At 68.7% G+C, this 16,498-nt stretch carries 14 protein-coding genes; 12 read left to right on the forward strand and 2 right to left on the reverse strand.

Going from position 1 to position 16,498, the window contains the following annotated elements:
* Position 1 precedes the first annotated feature (1 nt).
* On the forward strand, positions 2 to 3,562 hold the full coding sequence (gene smc / locus C1876_RS05250; RefSeq protein ID WP_114545666.1) for a chromosome segregation protein SMC: 3,561 nt from the start codon (positions 2 to 4) through the stop codon (positions 3,560 to 3,562).
* A gap of 27 nt (positions 3,563 to 3,589) precedes the next feature.
* On the opposite strand, the gene C1876_RS05255 is transcribed toward smc, so the two are convergent.
* Entirely contained in the window at positions 3,590 to 3,943 is a 354-nt protein-coding gene (locus C1876_RS05255; protein ID WP_114545667.1) for a hypothetical protein, read from the reverse strand.
* A 110-nt stretch (positions 3,944 to 4,053) separates the two neighbouring features.
* Between C1876_RS05255 and C1876_RS05260 the strand changes: the two genes are divergently transcribed.
* The 11 genes from C1876_RS05260 to C1876_RS05310 all read left to right on the forward strand — a co-directional run bounded on the left by C1876_RS05260 (position 4,054) and on the right by C1876_RS05310 (position 15,821).
* Positions 4,054 to 4,395 (forward strand): PadR family transcriptional regulator, encoded by a 342-nt coding sequence (locus C1876_RS05260; protein ID WP_114545668.1) that lies wholly within the window; start codon positions 4,054 to 4,056, stop codon positions 4,393 to 4,395.
* The gene (locus tag C1876_RS05265) at positions 4,388 to 4,939 is read left to right on the forward strand and encodes a DUF2812 domain-containing protein (protein ID WP_114545669.1); all 552 of its coding nucleotides are present in this window, start codon (positions 4,388 to 4,390) and stop codon (positions 4,937 to 4,939) included. Before C1876_RS05260 ends, C1876_RS05265 begins: the two co-directional genes overlap by 8 nt.
* 56 nt (positions 4,940 to 4,995) lie before the next feature.
* Positions 4,996 to 5,916: a signal recognition particle-docking protein FtsY gene (gene ftsY, locus C1876_RS05270; RefSeq protein WP_114545670.1), complete on the forward strand. Its 921-nt coding sequence runs from the start codon at positions 4,996 to 4,998 to the stop codon at positions 5,914 to 5,916.
* Position 5,917: 1 nt separating this feature from the next.
* Positions 5,918 to 6,904: an MBL fold metallo-hydrolase gene (locus C1876_RS05275; RefSeq protein WP_114545671.1), complete on the forward strand. Its 987-nt coding sequence runs from the start codon at positions 5,918 to 5,920 to the stop codon at positions 6,902 to 6,904.
* 103 nt (positions 6,905 to 7,007) lie between these two features.
* On the forward strand, positions 7,008 to 8,426 hold the full coding sequence (gene ffh / locus C1876_RS05280; protein WP_114545672.1) for a signal recognition particle protein: 1,419 nt from the start codon (positions 7,008 to 7,010) through the stop codon (positions 8,424 to 8,426).
* 213 nt (positions 8,427 to 8,639) lie between these two features.
* Entirely contained in the window at positions 8,640 to 9,335 is a 696-nt protein-coding gene (locus C1876_RS05285) for a response regulator transcription factor (protein ID WP_114545673.1), read from the forward strand.
* Positions 9,332 to 10,516 carry a HAMP domain-containing sensor histidine kinase gene (locus tag C1876_RS05290; protein WP_148707937.1) on the forward strand — a complete coding sequence of 395 codons (1,185 nt, stop codon included), beginning with the start codon at positions 9,332 to 9,334 and terminating at the stop codon, positions 10,514 to 10,516. The genes C1876_RS05285 and C1876_RS05290 overlap by 4 nt, the downstream gene beginning before the upstream one ends.
* A 63-nt stretch (positions 10,517 to 10,579) precedes the next feature.
* Positions 10,580 to 11,350, forward strand: coding sequence for an ABC transporter ATP-binding protein (locus C1876_RS05295; RefSeq protein WP_114545675.1), 771 nt, complete (start codon positions 10,580 to 10,582; stop codon positions 11,348 to 11,350).
* A gap of 10 nt (positions 11,351 to 11,360) precedes the next feature.
* Entirely contained in the window at positions 11,361 to 13,787 is a 2,427-nt protein-coding gene (locus C1876_RS05300; protein ID WP_114545676.1) for an FtsX-like permease family protein, read from the forward strand.
* A gap of 82 nt (positions 13,788 to 13,869) precedes the next feature.
* Positions 13,870 to 14,376, forward strand: coding sequence for a GNAT family N-acetyltransferase (locus C1876_RS05305; RefSeq protein WP_114545677.1), 507 nt, complete (start codon positions 13,870 to 13,872; stop codon positions 14,374 to 14,376).
* Between the two features lie 119 nt (positions 14,377 to 14,495).
* Positions 14,496 to 15,821, forward strand: a complete 1,326-nt coding sequence (locus C1876_RS05310; RefSeq protein ID WP_114545678.1) for a sensor domain-containing diguanylate cyclase — start codon at positions 14,496 to 14,498, stop codon at positions 15,819 to 15,821.
* On the opposite strand, the gene C1876_RS05315 is transcribed toward C1876_RS05310, so the two are convergent.
* Complete coding sequence (locus C1876_RS05315; RefSeq protein ID WP_114545679.1) at positions 15,818 to 16,138, reverse strand: DMT family transporter; 321 nt, start codon at positions 16,136 to 16,138, stop codon at positions 15,818 to 15,820. The genes C1876_RS05310 and C1876_RS05315 overlap by 4 nt on opposite strands.
* Positions 16,139 to 16,498: the final 360 nt, after the last annotated feature.

Here is a 16,498-nt window from a genome sequence, read left to right on the forward strand (position 1 = left end):
CATGTATCTGAAATCGCTCGTTCTCAAAGGCTTCAAGTCGTTCGCCGACCGCAGCGTGCTGGCGCTCGAACCGGGCATCACCGCCGTGGTGGGGCCGAACGGCTCGGGCAAGTCGAACATCTCCGACGCCGTGCTGTGGGTGCTCGGCGAGCGCAATGCGAAGCATTTGCGCGGCCAGGCGATGGAGGACGTCATCTTCGCGGGGTCGTCGGCGCGCAAGAGCGTGGGCATCGCCGAGGTGGACCTCGTGCTGGACAACTCCGACGGCACGCTGCCGGTGGACTTCGACGAGGTGGCCATCACGCGCCGCATGTACCGGTCGGGCGAGAGCGAGTACCTGATCAACGGCGTGGTGGCGCGCCGCATGGACGTGCTGGACATCCTGCACGACTCGGGGCTGGGCACGGGCACGCACTCCATCATCAGCCAGGGATCGCTCGATTCCATCCTGCAATCGAAGCCCGAAGATCGCCGCGCCCTCATCGAGGAGGCCGCCGGCGTGCTCAAGCACAAGCAGCGCAAGGCGAAGAGCGAGCGCAAGCTGGCCGCCATGGACGCGCACCTGTCCCGCGTCAAGGACGTGGCCGCCGAGGTGGAGCGGCAGCTGGGGCCGCTCGAGCGCAAGGCGAAGCGCGCCCGCACCTACCAGGGCCTCGCCGACGAGCTGGCCGATTTGAACCTGGGGCTCGCCGTGGACGACCTGCGCACGCTGCGGCGCGGATGGAACGACGCCGTGAGCCGCGAGCAGGCCCTCGAGGCCGAGCTCGAGCAGAAGCGCGCCGCCATCGCGCAGGCCGAGGCGGCGGCCGAGGAGCTGCAGGAGAAGATTCGCCGCGAGAGCGTGGACGCGGGCGAGCTGGCCCGCCAGCACCGCCGCGCCTCGTCGGCCGTCGAGCGCTTCGACGGCGCGACCCTGCTGCTGCACGAGAAGCGCCGCGCGGCGCAGAGCTACGAGGCCGAGCTGCGCGTTACGCTGGAAGCGAACAAGGCGAAGCGCGCGCAGGCCGAAGCCGACCGCGCGCAGGCTGCGGCGCAGCTGGCCGAGGTGCAGCACGACCGCGAGCAGGCCGACACCGCCGTGGCGCGCCTGGCGCAGGAGCAAGCGGAGAACGCGCAGCAGCGCCGCGCGCTCGAACGCGAGGTGGAGGAGCTCGAGCGCGCGAAGCGCACGGGCGAGCGCGCGCAGGAGCAGGCGCGCCGCGAGCTGGCCGAGACGCAGGAGGCGCTCACGAGCGGGCTTGCGCACGTGAAGCTCATCGAGGGGCACGGCAAGGAGCTCGAGCTGCAGCTGGAGCGCGCGCAAGCCGAGGCCGTGGCGCTCGCGGACGCGGCGGCGCAGGCAGGCACGGCGCTCGATGCGCTCGTGGAGGCCGAAGGGGCGGCCCGCGCCCGCGTGGGCGAGGCGCTGGGCGCGCGCGAGACGGCGCGCGGCGAGCTGGACGAGGCGCGCGACGCGGCCTCGCTCGTGGCGTCCGAGATCAAGGGGCTCGAAGAGGTGGAGCGCGCGAGCGCGGCGGCGGGACCGGCCCGCGCCTGGCTGCTCGACAACGCCGCCGACCTCGGCGTGCGCCTCGACCCGCTCGCGCATGCCGTGCGCGCCTCCGAGGGCTTCGAGGCGCTCGTGGAGCACCTGCTGTCCTCCGACGTGTCGGCGCTGCTCGTGGACGACGCGACCCGCGCGAACGCTGCGGCGGCCGCGCTCGTGGCGCAGGACGAGCGGGGCGAAGTGGTGCTCGTGCCGCGCACGGGCGAGAGCGTGCGCTCTGCGGCGGCGCGCGAGGCCGCGGCCGCGGGGCTCGGTCGGGCGCTCGTGGACGAGCTGACGTACGCCGCCGAGGACGCCGACGCCGTGGAGGCGCTGCTGGGCGACGTGGTGGTGTGCGCCGACCTCGACGCGGCCTTCGCCGCCCATGCGCGTCGGGCGCAGGGCGTGCGCTACGTCACGTCCGACGGCTGCATCGTGTGGCCGAACGGCAAGGTGACCGTGGGCGCCGCCGCGGCCGACAGCGACGAAGGCGTGCTCGCGCGCGCCCGCCGGCTCGAGGAGCTGCGCGGACGCCTGCGCGCTGCCGAAGAGGCGCGCGCCGCGGCCGAGGAGCGCGCGGCGGCGGCCGAGGCCGCGCTGCGCACGGCGCAGGGGGAGAGCCTGCGCCTGTCGCAGGAGCTGGCCGAGCTGCGCGGCAAGACCGATTCGGCCCGCGCCGAAGCGCGTCGCGGCGAGGAGAAGCTGGCCGCGGTGCGCCGCGAGTTCGAGGACATCGAGCGGCAGCGCGGCGAGGCCGAGCGCACGGTGGCCGAGGCCCGTCCGTCGGTGGAGGCGCTCGAGCAGAAGCTGGCCGCCCTCAAGCAGGAGCTCGAGCAGGGTGCGGCGCGTCTCGAGGAGGCGCAGGACACGGTGGTGCCGCTGCGCAAGGAGGCCGCGCGCCTGCGCGACGCGCTGTCCGAGGCGAAGCTCAAGGCGGCCACGCTGTCCGAGCGGCAGACCTACACGAGCCGCGTGGTGGACGCGCGCACGCGCGACCTCGAGGCCGTGGCGAAAAGCGACGCCGAAGCGCGCGAGACGCTGCTCAGGAAGACGGTGGCGCAGAAGCGCATCGAGCCCTTGCTGGCCCTGTTCGAGGAGCTCGTGGCAAGCGCCCGGAAGTGGACGCGCGACCTCGAGGAGGCGGCCACGGCCGCGCAGGATTCCTCGACCGGCCTGCACAACGCCGTGAACGAGGCCCGCGCCGTCGCGCGTGCGGCGCACGACGCCTTCGACGACGCGAACGCCCGCCTGTCGGCGGCGCGCGTGGACAAGGGGCGCCTCGAGGTGCAGGTGGACGCGGCGGTGAACGTCATCGTGCACGACTGCAACGTGCCGCTCGACCGCGCGCTCGAGCTTCCCGAGCTCGAGGATCGCGGCGCGTGCGAGGACGCGGCCTTCAAGCTGCGCCGCCGCATCGCGAACATGGGCACCATCAACCCCGACGCCGCCGAGGAGTACGAGCAGCTCAAAGAGCGCTACGACTACCTGGCCGCCCAGCTGGCCGACCTCGACAGCGCGCGCCGCTCGCTCACGAAGATCGTGCGCGTCATCGACGCCCGCATGAAGGACGACTTCATCCGCACCTACGAGGCGGTGGACGCGAACTTCCGCGAGATCTTCGCCGTGCTGTTCCCGGGCGGCAGCGCCGAGCTCGCGCTGTCCGACCCCGACGACCTGGAGAACACGGGCGTGGAGGTGACGGCGCAGCCGAAGGGCAAGCGCATCACGAAGATGATGCTCATGTCCGGCGGCGAGAAGTCGCTCACGGCGCTCGCGCTGTTGTTCGCGGTGTACCGCATCCGCACGACGCCGTTCTACATCCTCGACGAGGTGGAAGCCGCGCTCGACGACTCGAACCTGCGGCGCCTCACCATGTACCTCGAATCGCTGCGCGACTCCACCCAGCTCATCATGATCACGCACCAGAGGCGCACCATGGAGATGGCCGACGTGCTGTTCGGCGTGTCCATGCAGGCCGACGGCGTGACGAAGGTGGTCAGCCAGAAGCTCGACCGCGCCCTGCAGTACGCCGAATAGCGCGCCGGCCTGCACGGCCGGGGGCGCTTACCCCATCAGCAGGCGGACGATGACAACGACCGCCCAGGTGCAGAGCAGCACCGCGTTGACCTTGGCCAGGACGTTGAGCGCCTTGTTCGGCAGCTTCTCGCCCTTGACCAGCACATCGGCGTTCAGCAGCGAGAACATGAGTATGAGCAGCGAGTAGCTGGACATGGTGCTCTCGTTGCCCGCGTACAGCGCGTAGAAGAACCCGATCCACAGAAGGGGCAGGGCGATCATCGTGATGATCCGGAATATCCTCGTGCCGCGCTCTTTGCTCCAGGGGGAGGCTTCTTTCTGCGGTGCCGGTGCCGGGGCATGCTCGCTTGCAACCGCTGCTTCCAAACGCTCTTCAGCCATGATGGGACGCTCCATTTCAAGATAGAGTATAGTGGGAAATCGTAGTGGATTCGCTTGCAAGCAGGCCCATTGTAGCATAGTATCCATGATGGATATACGAGAGGAACGAAATGGCGAAGAGGAGCCCGTACGAGACCGGGGAGCTGTCCGACAGCATCTTTCTGATCCTGCTGGCAACGCTCGAGCCGGCGTACGGGTATCGGATCATGCAGGACGTCAAGGAGTCCACGTCGGGCGCCGTGGAGGTGGGTCCCGCCACCATGTACACGACGCTCAAGAAGCTCAAGGCGGCGGGCTGGATCGCCGAGATCGCCGAGGACGAGAGCCGCATCCTGTACGCGGCCACCGACGAGGGCCGCGCGGTGCTGCAGCGCGACTTCGAACGGCGAGGGCGGTTGCTGGCCGTGGCAGAGGCTCGTCTGGGCGAGGCGAACGAGGAGGATCATGGCTAAGTACCGGATGTGCGGCGGCCTGGCCATCATGCCGAAGCACGATATGAAGATGCTCGCCGATATGAGCGCGCGCGGGTGGCACCTGAGCGGCTTCTCGTGCGGAATCCTGTACCGCTTCGAGGCGGGTGCGCCGCATGCGTACGACTACGCGGTGGACTTCCAGCGCGATTTCTCGGCCGAGGCGCAGGAGCTCTACGCCATGGCGGGCTGGCAGCCCGTCGCCTTGGGGCCGACGTGGCAGATCGTGCGCGCCGAGGCCGGCACCGTCCCGCTCTACACCGACGACGACGCTGAGGCGGAGACGCTGTCGGCGAGCCGGACGGGCGCGGGATGGGCCGCGCTCGTCTGCGCGCTCGCGGCGGTGCTGCTGTTCGCGCTCCAGGGCCGCCTTGCCGCCCAGGGCAACGAGGCGGGGTCGTGGGCGAGCCTCGTCGGATGCCTGGTGTTCGCCGCCGGGTTCGTCTTCGCGTTCTTCCCCTTCGTCGGCTATACGCGAACCTTGCACACGCTCCACGTGGAGCAGGAGGAGGACCCCCGCCGCTGACGCGCGGCCTCATTTGGGATACACTGTTCAGGCTACCAAGAAAGGAGCCCGCCATCATGGGATTGTTCGACCGCATCAGCGAGGGGCTCACCCGCTCGCGCGACAAGTTCAAGGAGCAGATGAACGTCCTGCTCGACCGCGGCCCCGACCTCGACGAAGAGTTCTGGGACGGGCTTGAGGAGACGCTCATCCTGGCCGATATCGGCGGCGCGGCCGCCACGGAGATCGTGGAAAACCTGCGCGACCAGGCCACGCGCAAGGCGCTGCCCGACGCCTACGCCGTGCTCGACCTGCTGAACGACCAGATCGCCTCTACGTTCGCGCAAGGCGGCGAACAGGTGCTGGGCGGCGAGCCCGCGCTCGTGCTGTTCGTGGGCATCAACGGCACCGGCAAGACCACCACGGTGGGCAAGCTGGCCAAGGAGGCCACCGACGCCGGCCGCACGGTGATCCTCGGCAGCGCCGACACGTTCCGCGCCGCCGCCATCGAGCAGCTGGAGGTGTGGGCGAAGCGCGCGAACGTCGAAGTGGTCACGCGCGAGCGCGGCAGCGACCCGGCCAGCGTGTGCTACGACACCATCGAGCGCGCCGAATCCGCCGGCGCCGATCTCGTGCTCATCGACACGGCGGGGCGCCTCCATACGTCCGCCGACCTCATGCGCGAGCTCGAGAAGGTGGTGAACGTCGTGCGCAAGCGCAGCGCTCTGCCCGTGTACACCGTGCTCGTCACCGACGCCACCACGGGCCAGAACGGCCTGCAGCAGGCGCGCGAGTTCGACCGCGCGCTCGACTTGGACGGCGTCATCATCACGAAGCTCGACGGCACGGCGAAGGGCGGCATCGCGCTGGCCGTCTCGCACGAGCTGGGGCTGCCCGTGCTCAAGATCGGCGTGGGGGAGGGCCTCGACGACCTCAAGGACTTCGACGCGCACGACTTCTCCCGCGCTCTCGTGGGCTCCTTCGACGAGCGGGGCTAGCGTGGCCTGCGTGCAGGTGCATCGCGACCCGGACGTGTTCGAGGTGCGCGTGCCGTTCGAGAACATCTCCACGAACGACACGAACTGCTACATCGTGCGGGACGGCGACGATACGCTCGTCGTGGACACGGGTGCGCCGTCGGACGAGGGCTTCGCCATCCTCGACGCCGCGCTCGCCGAGCTCGGCGTCGATCGGGCGCGCGCGGCCTTCTTCCTCACGCACCTGCACCTCGATCATGCGGGGCTCGTGGACCGCATCGCGCTTCCCGGCGCGCGGCTCTACGTGAGCCCCGTGGACTTCGAGGCGGTGCGCGCCTCGCGGGCCGCCTCCTCCTACGACAGCGCGCGCCGCGCGTTCGTGGCTGAGGGCGTCTCGCCGTCCGACGCGTCGGGCTACGCTCGCTACGCCGTCGAGCCGCGCCTGTTCGACGCGTCGCGCCTGACGCTCGTGCCGTCTTGCGAGGGCGACGCCATCGACGTGGGGCGCTACCGCTTCCGCGTGGTGGAGACGCCCGGCCACACGCCGGGCCACCTGTCTTTGTACGAGCCGCAGTCGCGCATCCTGTTCAGCGGCGATCACGTGCTGTTCGTCATCTCGCCGAGCATCGCGCTGTTCCCGGACGGCGCCGACGGGCTGCAGGCCTACCTCGACAGCCTCGACAAGGTGCGCCGCCTGGCGTGCCGCAGGCTGTTCGTCTCGCACGGGGAGCCGCGCGACGACTTCGAGGCGCGCATCGACTGGCTGGCCGCGCACCACCTCGAGCGGCTCGACGAGACGCGCGCCATCGTGCGCGAGAACCCGGGCCTCACAGGCGAAGAGGTGATCAGGGCCATCCGCTGGAACGTGCCGTTCGACACCTGGGAGGCCATCTCGTTCGTGCAGCGCTGGTGCATCGTCACCGAGGGCCTCGTCATCCTCAACCACCTCGTCGACCGCCGCGCCATCCGCCGCGAACCCGACGAAGCCGGAATCCACCGGTATTTCTGAGGAACGGTCGGATTGGTTGTGTGTTTGTGGCCGCGGTGGGCGGTGTGGCGTATAATTTGAATACTACGCTTAATCGACGCATACGACGAGGAGCACACCGACCATGCTCGAGAACCTATCGACGCGCCTGCAGGGCATATTTTCCGGACTGCGCGGCAAGGGCCGCCTGACCGAGGACGACATCAACGACGCCATGCGCGAGATCCGCATGGCGCTTCTGGAAGCCGACGTCAACTTCAAGGTGGTGAAGTCGTTCGTCGCGCGCACGAAGGAGCGTTGCCTCGACGCCGAGGTGCTCGACTCGCTCACGCCGGCGCAGAACGTCATCAAGATCGTGCTCGACGAGCTGACCGAGCTGCTGGGCCGCACCGATTCCAAACTCGTGCTCTCAAGCCGCATCCCCAACGTCATCATGCTCGTGGGCCTGCAGGGCTCCGGCAAGACGACGGCCGCCGCGAAGCTGGCCTACCGCCTCAAGCAGGAGAACCATGTCCCGCTGCTCGTGGCCTGCGACGTGTACCGACCCGCCGCGGCCGACCAGCTGGAAACGCTTGGGCACGAGATCGGCGTGCGCGTGTACCGCGGCGACGGGCAGGACCCGGTGAAGATCGCGCAGGAGGGCATCCAGGACGCCATTGACAACCTGCGCGACGTGGTCATCGTGGACACGGCGGGCCGCCTGCATGTGGACGACGAGATGATGGACGAGGCCGAGAACATCAAGCGCGCGGTGAAGCCCGACCAGATCCTCATGGTGGTTGATGCGATGACCGGCCAGGACGTGGTGAACGTGGCCAGCGCGTTCTCCGAGCGCGTCGACTTCGACGGCGTGATCATGTCGAAGATGGACGGCGACGCCCGCGGCGGCGGCGCCCTGTCCATCAAGCAGGTCACCGGCAAGCCCATCAAGTTCATCTCGTCCGGCGAGAAGCCGGACTCGCTCGAGGAATTCCACCCCGACCGCATGGCGAAGCGCATCCTCGGGATGGGCGACGTGGTCAGCCTCATCGAGAGCGCCGTCAAGGTGCAGCAGGAAGAGGTTGAGCAGGAGCAGGCCGAGCGCATGATGAGCGCGAACCTCACGCTCAACGACTTCATCGACATGAACCGCCAGATCCGCAAGATGGGCGGCGTGTCGAAGCTCTTGTCCGCGCTGCCCGGCGGCGACAAGGCCATGGCGGCCGGCCAGGTGGACGAGGGCGCGTTCGACCACATGGAGGTCATCATCAACTCCATGTCGAAGGCCGAGCGCGAACGGCCCGACCTCCTGAACGGCTCCCGCCGCGCGCGCATCGCCGCGGGCGCGGGCGTCACCGTCTCGGACGTGAACCAGCTCATGAAGAAGTTCAACGAGACGAAGAAGATGATGAAGAAGATGATGCCCGCCATGGAGGACATGCAGGGCGGCAAGAAGGGCAAGAAGGGGAAGAAGGGCCGCCGCCGTCGCATGGGCCTGCCCGGAGGCATGGGCGGCATGAACATGGCCGACCTCAAAAAGCTCCAGGACATGTTGGGGGAGTAAGGGTTCCGCCGGCCTGTCGGCCAGCGGAAGGAGCCGACGCTGCGGCCGCCCGAGATGCCCGATCTCGCGGCGATCCCGCGGACTCGCGTACCGCGGTACGCGTCGCCCGCGCGATCCCCACGATCTCGGGCATCTCGGGCGGCCTCGCTGACGCACTGCGCGAACCCGGCAGATTGCTTCGCGCTTCGCGCGAAACCCGAGAAAGGATCGCGCGTGCCCAGCATACTGATCATCGACGACGATGCGGACCTGTCCGCCATCGTCGGGCGCTTTCTTGAGAACGAGGGGTTCGTGGTCGTGCGCGCCGGCAGCGCGGAGGACGCCTACGAGGTGCTGCGCACCCGCTCGTTCGACCTCGTGCTGCTCGACATCAACCTGCCGGGCGACGACGGGTTCGCCGCGTGCGCGGCGCTGCGGCGCACAAGCGGCGTGCCCCTCATCTTCGCGTCGGCCCGCACGAGCGAGACGGACCGCATCGTGGGCCTCGACACGGGCGGCGACGACTACCTGCCGAAGCCCTACTCGCTGCGCGAGCTGCTCGCGCACGTGAACGCGCTGCTCAGGCGCACACGGGGACGTGCGGGCGGCGCGGCGGAGACGCTCGTCGCGGGCCCGTTCGCGCTCGACGAGGCCGCCGAGACGCTGTCGAAGGACGGTGAGGCGGTGGCGCTCTCTCCCAAGGAGTTCGCGCTCGCGCGCTTCCTCGTGCGACATCCCGGCGAGGTCGTGTCGAAGGAGCGCCTGCTGGCCGAGGTGTGGGGCGCGTTCTCGGAGGTGGAGCCGCAGACGGTGTCGGTGCATCTGAGCTGGCTACGTGCGAAGCTCGAGGACGACCCGGCGCATCCCCGCTACTTCAAAACCGTGCGGGGCCGCGGCTACCGCTTCGACCCTGCGGGCGCGGCGTCGTGACGAACCCCGCCGTCGGTCGCGAGGCGCGGCCCATCATGAACCGCCTGTTCGCGTGCGCCGTGGCGGCGTCGCTACTGCTCCTCGCGCTCGCGGCGGGCGCAAGCGCGGCGCTCTCGACGGACGGCTCCGCGCGCACGGTGCGCGCGGGCGTGGTGGCGCTCAACGAGGCGCGCGCCTCGCTCGACGGGGACGCGCCGGCGCAGGAGGCCGACCGGGCGCTCGCCGCGGCGCAGGACACGCTGCGCGAGGCGGCCGACGTGCGCTCGACGCTGCCGTTCGCCTTCGTGTGGGCGCTCGCCGCGGCGGGCATCGCGGCGGCGTGGATCGTGGTGGCGTATTTGTACGCGAGCGTCGTGCGGCCCTTCCTCAAGCTCGAACGGTTCGCCGACGAGGTGGCGGCAGGCAATCTCGACCTGCCGCTTTCCTACGAGCGCAGCAACCCTTTCGGCCGCTTCACCTGGGCGTTCGACAACATGCGCACGGAGATCAAGCGCGCTCGCGCCGCCGAGACGGAAGCGGTCGAGCAGAGCAAGACCACCGTGGCCGCGCTGTCGCACGACATCAAGACGCCCATCGCGTCCATCCGCGCCTACTCCGAAGCGCTCGAGCTGGGGCTCGCCCGCACGGAGGAGGAGCGGGCCGGCTACGCGCGCACCATCGCGCGCAAGTGCGACGAGGTGACCGCGCTCACCGACGATTTGTTCCTCCATGCGCTCGCCGACCTCGACCGCATCGCGGTGACGAGCGCCGACGCCGCCATCCACGAGACGCTGCGCGCCGCCGTGGCCGACTTCGACGCGACGGGCGACGTGGTCCTCGGCCGCCTCGACCATGCCACGGTGCGCCACGACCCGAAGCGGCTCGCGCAGGTGCTCGAGAACCTCATCGCGAACGCGCGCAAGTACGCGCCCGGCTCGGCCGTCGAGGTGTCGGGCGCGCGCGTGCCCGAGGCGGGCGCCTACCGCGTGGCCGTGCGCGACCGCGGGCCGGGCATCGCGCCCGAGGACGTGCCCTTCGCCTTCGACCGCTTCTACCGCGGCCGCAACGCCGCCGACGCGCCCGGCGCGGGCCTCGGCCTGTTCATCGTGCGCTACCTCGTCGAGCAGATGGGCGGCGTCGTCCGGCTCGAAGACGCCGCCCCGGGGCTGCGGGCGGTTCTCGAATTTCCCTGCGAGCCTTAAGGACGCCTTAATGTTGGGCGCCGTAGGATGCTTCTCGGACACGAACCGATCTGAGAGGCAGTCATGAAACCATCCATCATCCGCACCGATAAGCTCTCGAAGAGCTACGCGGCCGACGGCGTGCAGACGCACGTGCTGAGCAACGTCGACCTGACCCTCTACGAAGGCGACTTCACCGCCATCATGGGCCCGTCGGGGTCGGGCAAGTCGACGCTGCTGTACTGCCTGTCGGGCATGGACGGCATCACGGCGGGCGAGGTGCGCTACCGCGGCGCCTCCCTCACCGCCCTGCGCGAGCGCGACATGGCCGAGCTGCGCGCGCAGCGCTTCGGCTTCGTGTTCCAGCAGGCGCACCTCGTGTCGAACCTCACGCTGTTCGAGAACATCGCCGTGCCCGGCTACTTGAAGGAGGGCCGCACGCCGGCCGAGACGCGCGCGGTTGCCCAGGCGCTCATCGAGCGCATGGGCCTCGAGGACGACGCGCATCACCTGCCGAGCCAGACGTCGGGCGGGCAGCAGCAGCGCTGTGCCGTGGCGCGCAGCGTGGTGAACGACCCCGACATCGTGTTCGCCGACGAGCCCACCGGCGCGCTCAACCGCGCGAACACGCTCGAAGTGCTCGCGTTGCTGGCCGAACTCAACGCGAAGGGCCAGACCATCTGCATGGTCACCCACGACGTGCAGAGCGCCGTGCGCGCGAACCGCGTGCTGTACCTCGAGGACGGCGCCATCGTGGGGGAGCTGGGGCTGCCCGCGTGGACGGACGACGCGGCGGCCACGGTGAAGGCGCGCGAGGCGCAGGTGAACGCCTGGCTCGCGTCGCTGTCGTGGTAGGGGGCGCGCCATGGCGCTCGTGAGCACGCTGGCGAAAGCCGGCATCAAACGCGGCAAAGGCTCGTTTCTGGGATTGTTCTTCCTCATGGCGCTCACCTCGACGGCGCTGTGCTTCACCATCGGCATGTACGTGGATTTGAACGCGCGCGAAGCCGAGGCGCTCGCGGAATCGGGCGCGGGCGACGTGTACGTGTACGACGTGCCGTGGAACCTCACCGACGAGGTGGTGGACGACGTGCGCGCCATCGACGAGGTGGGCGACGCGCGGGCGTACGACGCGCTGCGCATTCCCACGAAGTTCCACCATGCAGGCGGCGACCTCGACAAGAACCCCACGTCGTCGAACATGTTCGAAGCATGGGGCGCCGGCTTGGCCTACCGGGTGCTCGCCGACGACGGCGGGTCGTTCGTGGAGAACCCCGCATCCCCGCGCCCCGGCGAGCTGTACGCGCCCGCCTCGTGGCGATCGTCGCCGGGGGTGGACGTCGGCGACACGGTGGACCTGCTGATCGGCGATGAGACGCGCACGTTCACCATCGCGGCGTTCTTCGAGGACCCGCAGCTGGGAACGCCGTTCATGGAGGTCAAGCGCTGCCTGCTCGCGCCCGGCGACATCGACGGCATGGGCGACGACGTCGACGCGCTCACCCTCGAATCGGGGGCGCCGTCCGACGTGTTCACCTCGAAGCAGCAGGCGTACCGCATCGTCCAGATGAACGTCGACCTCACCGAGGAGGCGCGCGCCGCCGGAATGGGGCCGAACGACCTCACGCGCATCATCTCTGAGGAAACGTCCTGGGGCAAGTCCACCTCGGGCCTGTTCAGCGCCACGACGCTTGCGGGCTACGCCATGATGGTGGTGGTCATCGGCTCGGCGGTGTGCGGGGTGTTCGCGCTGCTCCTGTTCGTCATCGCGCTCGTCATCTGCACGCACGCCGTGTCGACGTCCATCGAGCAGGACTACGCCGACTACGGCACGCTCAAAGCGCTCGGCGTGTCCTGCCCCGTGCTGTCGCGCGTGCTCGTCATCGAGTACGCGGGGGCGAGCCTGTTCGGCCTCCTTGCGGGCTCGGGGCTGTCCCTCGTGCTCGTGCCCGTCGCCCTGCCGTTCTTCACGCAGCTCACCGGCGTGTTGGCCGCGCACGGCGGCGTGTCGTTGCCCGCGGTGGCGTGCCTCGCGCTGCTCATGGCGCTTGTCGTGGGCGTGGTGGCGTTCAAGGCGCGCAAGCTGTCCCGCATCTCGCCGCTCGTGGCGTTTCGCGGCGGCGCGTCGGACGTGCGCTTCGCGAGCCGCCTCGCGCGTCCCGTGACGGGATCGCCGCTCGATCTGCAGGTGGCGATGCGCGCGGTGGTGTCGGCGAAGCGCCGCTACGTCGGCCTGCTGGCCTGCTCGTTCGTGCTATGCGCGTTCATCGTGCTCGTGTTCGGCATCGGAGGCACCCTCGGCGCGCCGGGCGCGGCGTACACCACGTTCGGCATGTGGAAGAGCGACGTGTCGGTGCGTGCGACGGGCGAGGTTGACTTCGACGAGGTGGAGCGCTTCATCGAGGAGTCGAGCCCCGTCGAGAAATCGTGGAAAGAGCTGTTCACCATGGTGAATCTGGATGGGGAGAGCCGCTCGTTCGTGGGGCTGTCCGACCTGTCGCTCATCCAGGACGTGGTGGAAGGGCGCGCGCCTCGCCTGGACAACGAAGTGCTCATCGGCCCGAACCTTGCCTCGTCCATGGGGCTCGAGGTGGGCGACGAGTTCGTGATCGAGGTGGCGGGGGAGGAGCGCACGCTTATCGTGTGCGGCTTCCTCTCGGGCATGTTCAACGCCGGCTACGGCAGCGTGCTCACCTACGACGCCTTCTGCACCCTGTTCGGCGAAGACTCCGACGACGAAACCGTGGCGCGCCAGTACGCCCTGGCCGACCCCGACGTGGCCGACGACGTGCGCCGCGGGCTCGAGCAGCGCTTCGGCGACGCTGTCGATGTGCGGCCGACCGGCCTGTTCACCGACACCGACGACATGATCACGCTCATCCAGACGCTGTTCATCACCATGGCCTACCTCATGGCGCTCGTCGCGGCGACCCTCGCGTTTTTGGCGGTGTCGCTCATCACGGGCCGCATGTTCACCGCCGAGCGGCAGGACCTGGGCGTGTACCGCGCGCTCGGCTTCACCTCGAACCGTCTGCGCCGCCAGTTCGCCCTGCGCTTCTTCATCGTGGCGCTGCTGGGGTGCCTCCTGGGCGCGACGGCCGCGGCGGCGAGCGGCGGGTGGCTCATGAGCCAGCTGTTCGGCATGTTCGGCGTCACGCGGTTCGTCCTCGACACGAACCCGCTCATGGTGGCGGCCCTCACCGTGGGCCTCGCGCTCGTGTTCCTGGCCGCCGCGTTCGTCTCGGCACGTAAGATCAAGCGCGTGGACGTGCGGGAGTTGGTGGCCGAGTAGGGGAGGATGCTGCGCCGCAGTGCCGCTTCATCCTCTATAATCGTTGCCATCGGTAATCGGCACGGATGGAGAGGATGCGCACATGGCGCTTGAGATACGCCCCTATCGCGAGGAAGATCTCGCCGGAATGATCAAGGTGTGGAACGAAGTGGTGGAGGCGGGCAACGCCTTCCCGCAGATCATGCCGTTGTCCATCGACGAGGCGCGCGAGTTCTTCGCCGCGCAGGCGCTCACGGTGGTTGCGGTGGTGGACCGTAAGCTGTTCGGGCTGTACATCCTGCACCCCAACAACGTGGGGCGCTGCGCGCACGTGGCGAACGCCAGCTATGCCGTGGTGTCGAGCGCGCGCGGTTTGGGGCTCGGCCGCGAGCTGGTGAAGGATTCCATCGAGCAGGCCGCGAAGCGGGGATTCCGCGGCCTGCAGTTCAACGCGGTGGTGGCTTCGAACGCGTCGGCCATCCACCTGTACGAGGACCTCGGCTTCACGCGCGTGGGCACCATCCCGGGCGGCTTCTGCGGCAACATGGGCGGCTACGAGGATATGCATATCTACTACCGCGACGTCGTGGACACGGGCGGCCCCTGCTGAGGGTGCACGCCGCTGGGGTGCTGAAACTATACTAATCTAGTAAACTTTCGGCACCCGGTTGCATTGAGCGGGGGGGGGGGGGGTGATATACTACTCTTACCTGCAAGAACGGAGAGTGTATGCCCCACGACGACAAAGCGTTCGAGCTGCTCAAGAAGCTCGTCGATCAAAAGAACCACGAGCTGGAAAGCGTGTTCGACGCCATCGCCGACGGCATCGGCAAGTTCGCCTGCAACGACGAGTTCAGCATCCTGTACTACAACGACGGCCTGGCACGGCTGTGCGGCGTCGATCGCGGCGTGGTGGAATCGCAGGGCTTCAACAGCAGCTTGTACATCTACCGCGAGGATCAGCCGAGGCTCGAGCGGGCCGTGCAGCATGCCATCGAGACGGGCGAGCCCTTCAGCATCACGTACCGTCTCGTGCACGCCGACGGCCATCGGATATGGGTCAAGACGAACGGCATGCTCACCGAGGAGCGCTACCAGGACGTCTATCCCGTCATGTACCTGTTCTACACCGACGTCACCGACGTCGTGGAGACGAACGAGCGCCTGCGCATCGAGCTCGAGCGGCAGCGCATCCTCATGGACCTGACCGGCGAGATGTTCGTGGAGTACGACTACGCCTCCGACGAACTCACGATGCTCGGCGCCTACGGCTCCTACTACGACGGCCCGAGTACGGTGGGGCGGTTCAGCCGCTTCTGGATCGACCATCCCGACGATCGCAGCGCCGCCACGTTCAAGGGGCTGTACGACCTCGTCGAACGCGCGGACGACGCGACGGCGGTCGAGTGCCGGTTCGCGCGGCGAGACGGCGGCATGGCGTGGTTTTCCGTCAGCGGGCGCATCATCAAAGACCAGGAGGGCAACCCGCGGAAGGGCGTGTACCGGCTCGCCGACATCGACGAGCAGAAACGCGAGCGGGAGCGCTTGCAGCGACAGGCGTCCACCGACCATTTGACCGGCGCCAGCAACCTGGGCGCGGCCGCTTCGCTCATCGCCGCGCGGCTCGAGCAAGCCGACGCGGGCGCGACCGGTGCGCTCATGATCTTCGACCTGGACGACTTCAAAGGTGTCAACGACACGTTCGGGCATCCGCGCGGCGACGCCGTGCTGCAGGGCAGCACGCAGGCCATCAGGTCCGTCGTGCGCGATCGCGACATCGTGGGGCGCATCGGCGGCGACGAGTTCTGCATCTACCTCGACGCGCTGTCGAGCGCCGAGGAGGCGAAGCTCGTGGCGGAGCGCATCTGCGCGCAGATGCCCGGCGTGGGGGAGCGCGCCATCGGCGAGCCCGTCACGTGCAGCATCGGCATCAGCGCCTGCGTCGGCGGCGGCAAAACCTACGAGCAGCTCTACGACGAGGCCGACCGCGCCCTCTACGAGGCGAAAACGGCCGGCCGCAACCGCTGCAAGCTGTTCGGCGAAGCGCAGGCCTAGTCGCCCGACGTGAGGTTCAGCCCCACGATGCCCACGACGATGAGGCCGATGCACAGCACCTTCGCCGCGCTCACCGGCTCCTTCAGCAGCACGATGCCCAGGATGGCGGCCCCCACGATGCCGATGCCGGTCCACACGGCGTACCCCACGCTGAGCGGCAGCGTTTTCAGCGCATGGGCCAGCAGGCCGAAGCTCACCACCATGCCGCCGATGGTGAGGATGCTGGGAAGGAGCTTGGAAAAGCCTTCGGAGAGCTTCAACTCGTAGGACCAAAAGGTTTCGAACAAGCCGGCGATGATCAAGATAATCCAGTTCATGGGTTCCTCCCAAAGGAAAAGCATGCGACCTCCCTCATCTTCTCAGGCCTACCGATGAGGGTGCGCATGCTTACGTCTTGACCTACCCGGCGGCAGGTCTGCTCTTCAATTGGCGGCGATCGTACTACAGGAGCGCAGGCGGCGTCAAGCGGGTGCGCGGAAGGGTTGCCAAAGGGGTGCCGGAGGCCCGAAACATGGGATTTTCGAGGACGCGCGCGGTCGAGGTGGGGCGCAGGCGCGCATTTCGGTACAATTCCAGCAAGTAATCCGCTTGTCAAACGGGCGTTTACACCGTATCATAAGCAATTGCTGTTTTCGCTGCACCGCAATGTTGCGATGTACGCATCGAATCGTATGTAA

This window comes from Eggerthella sinensis, from assembly GCF_003339815.1.
GTDB lineage: Bacteria > Actinomycetota > Coriobacteriia > Coriobacteriales > Eggerthellaceae > Eggerthella > Eggerthella sinensis.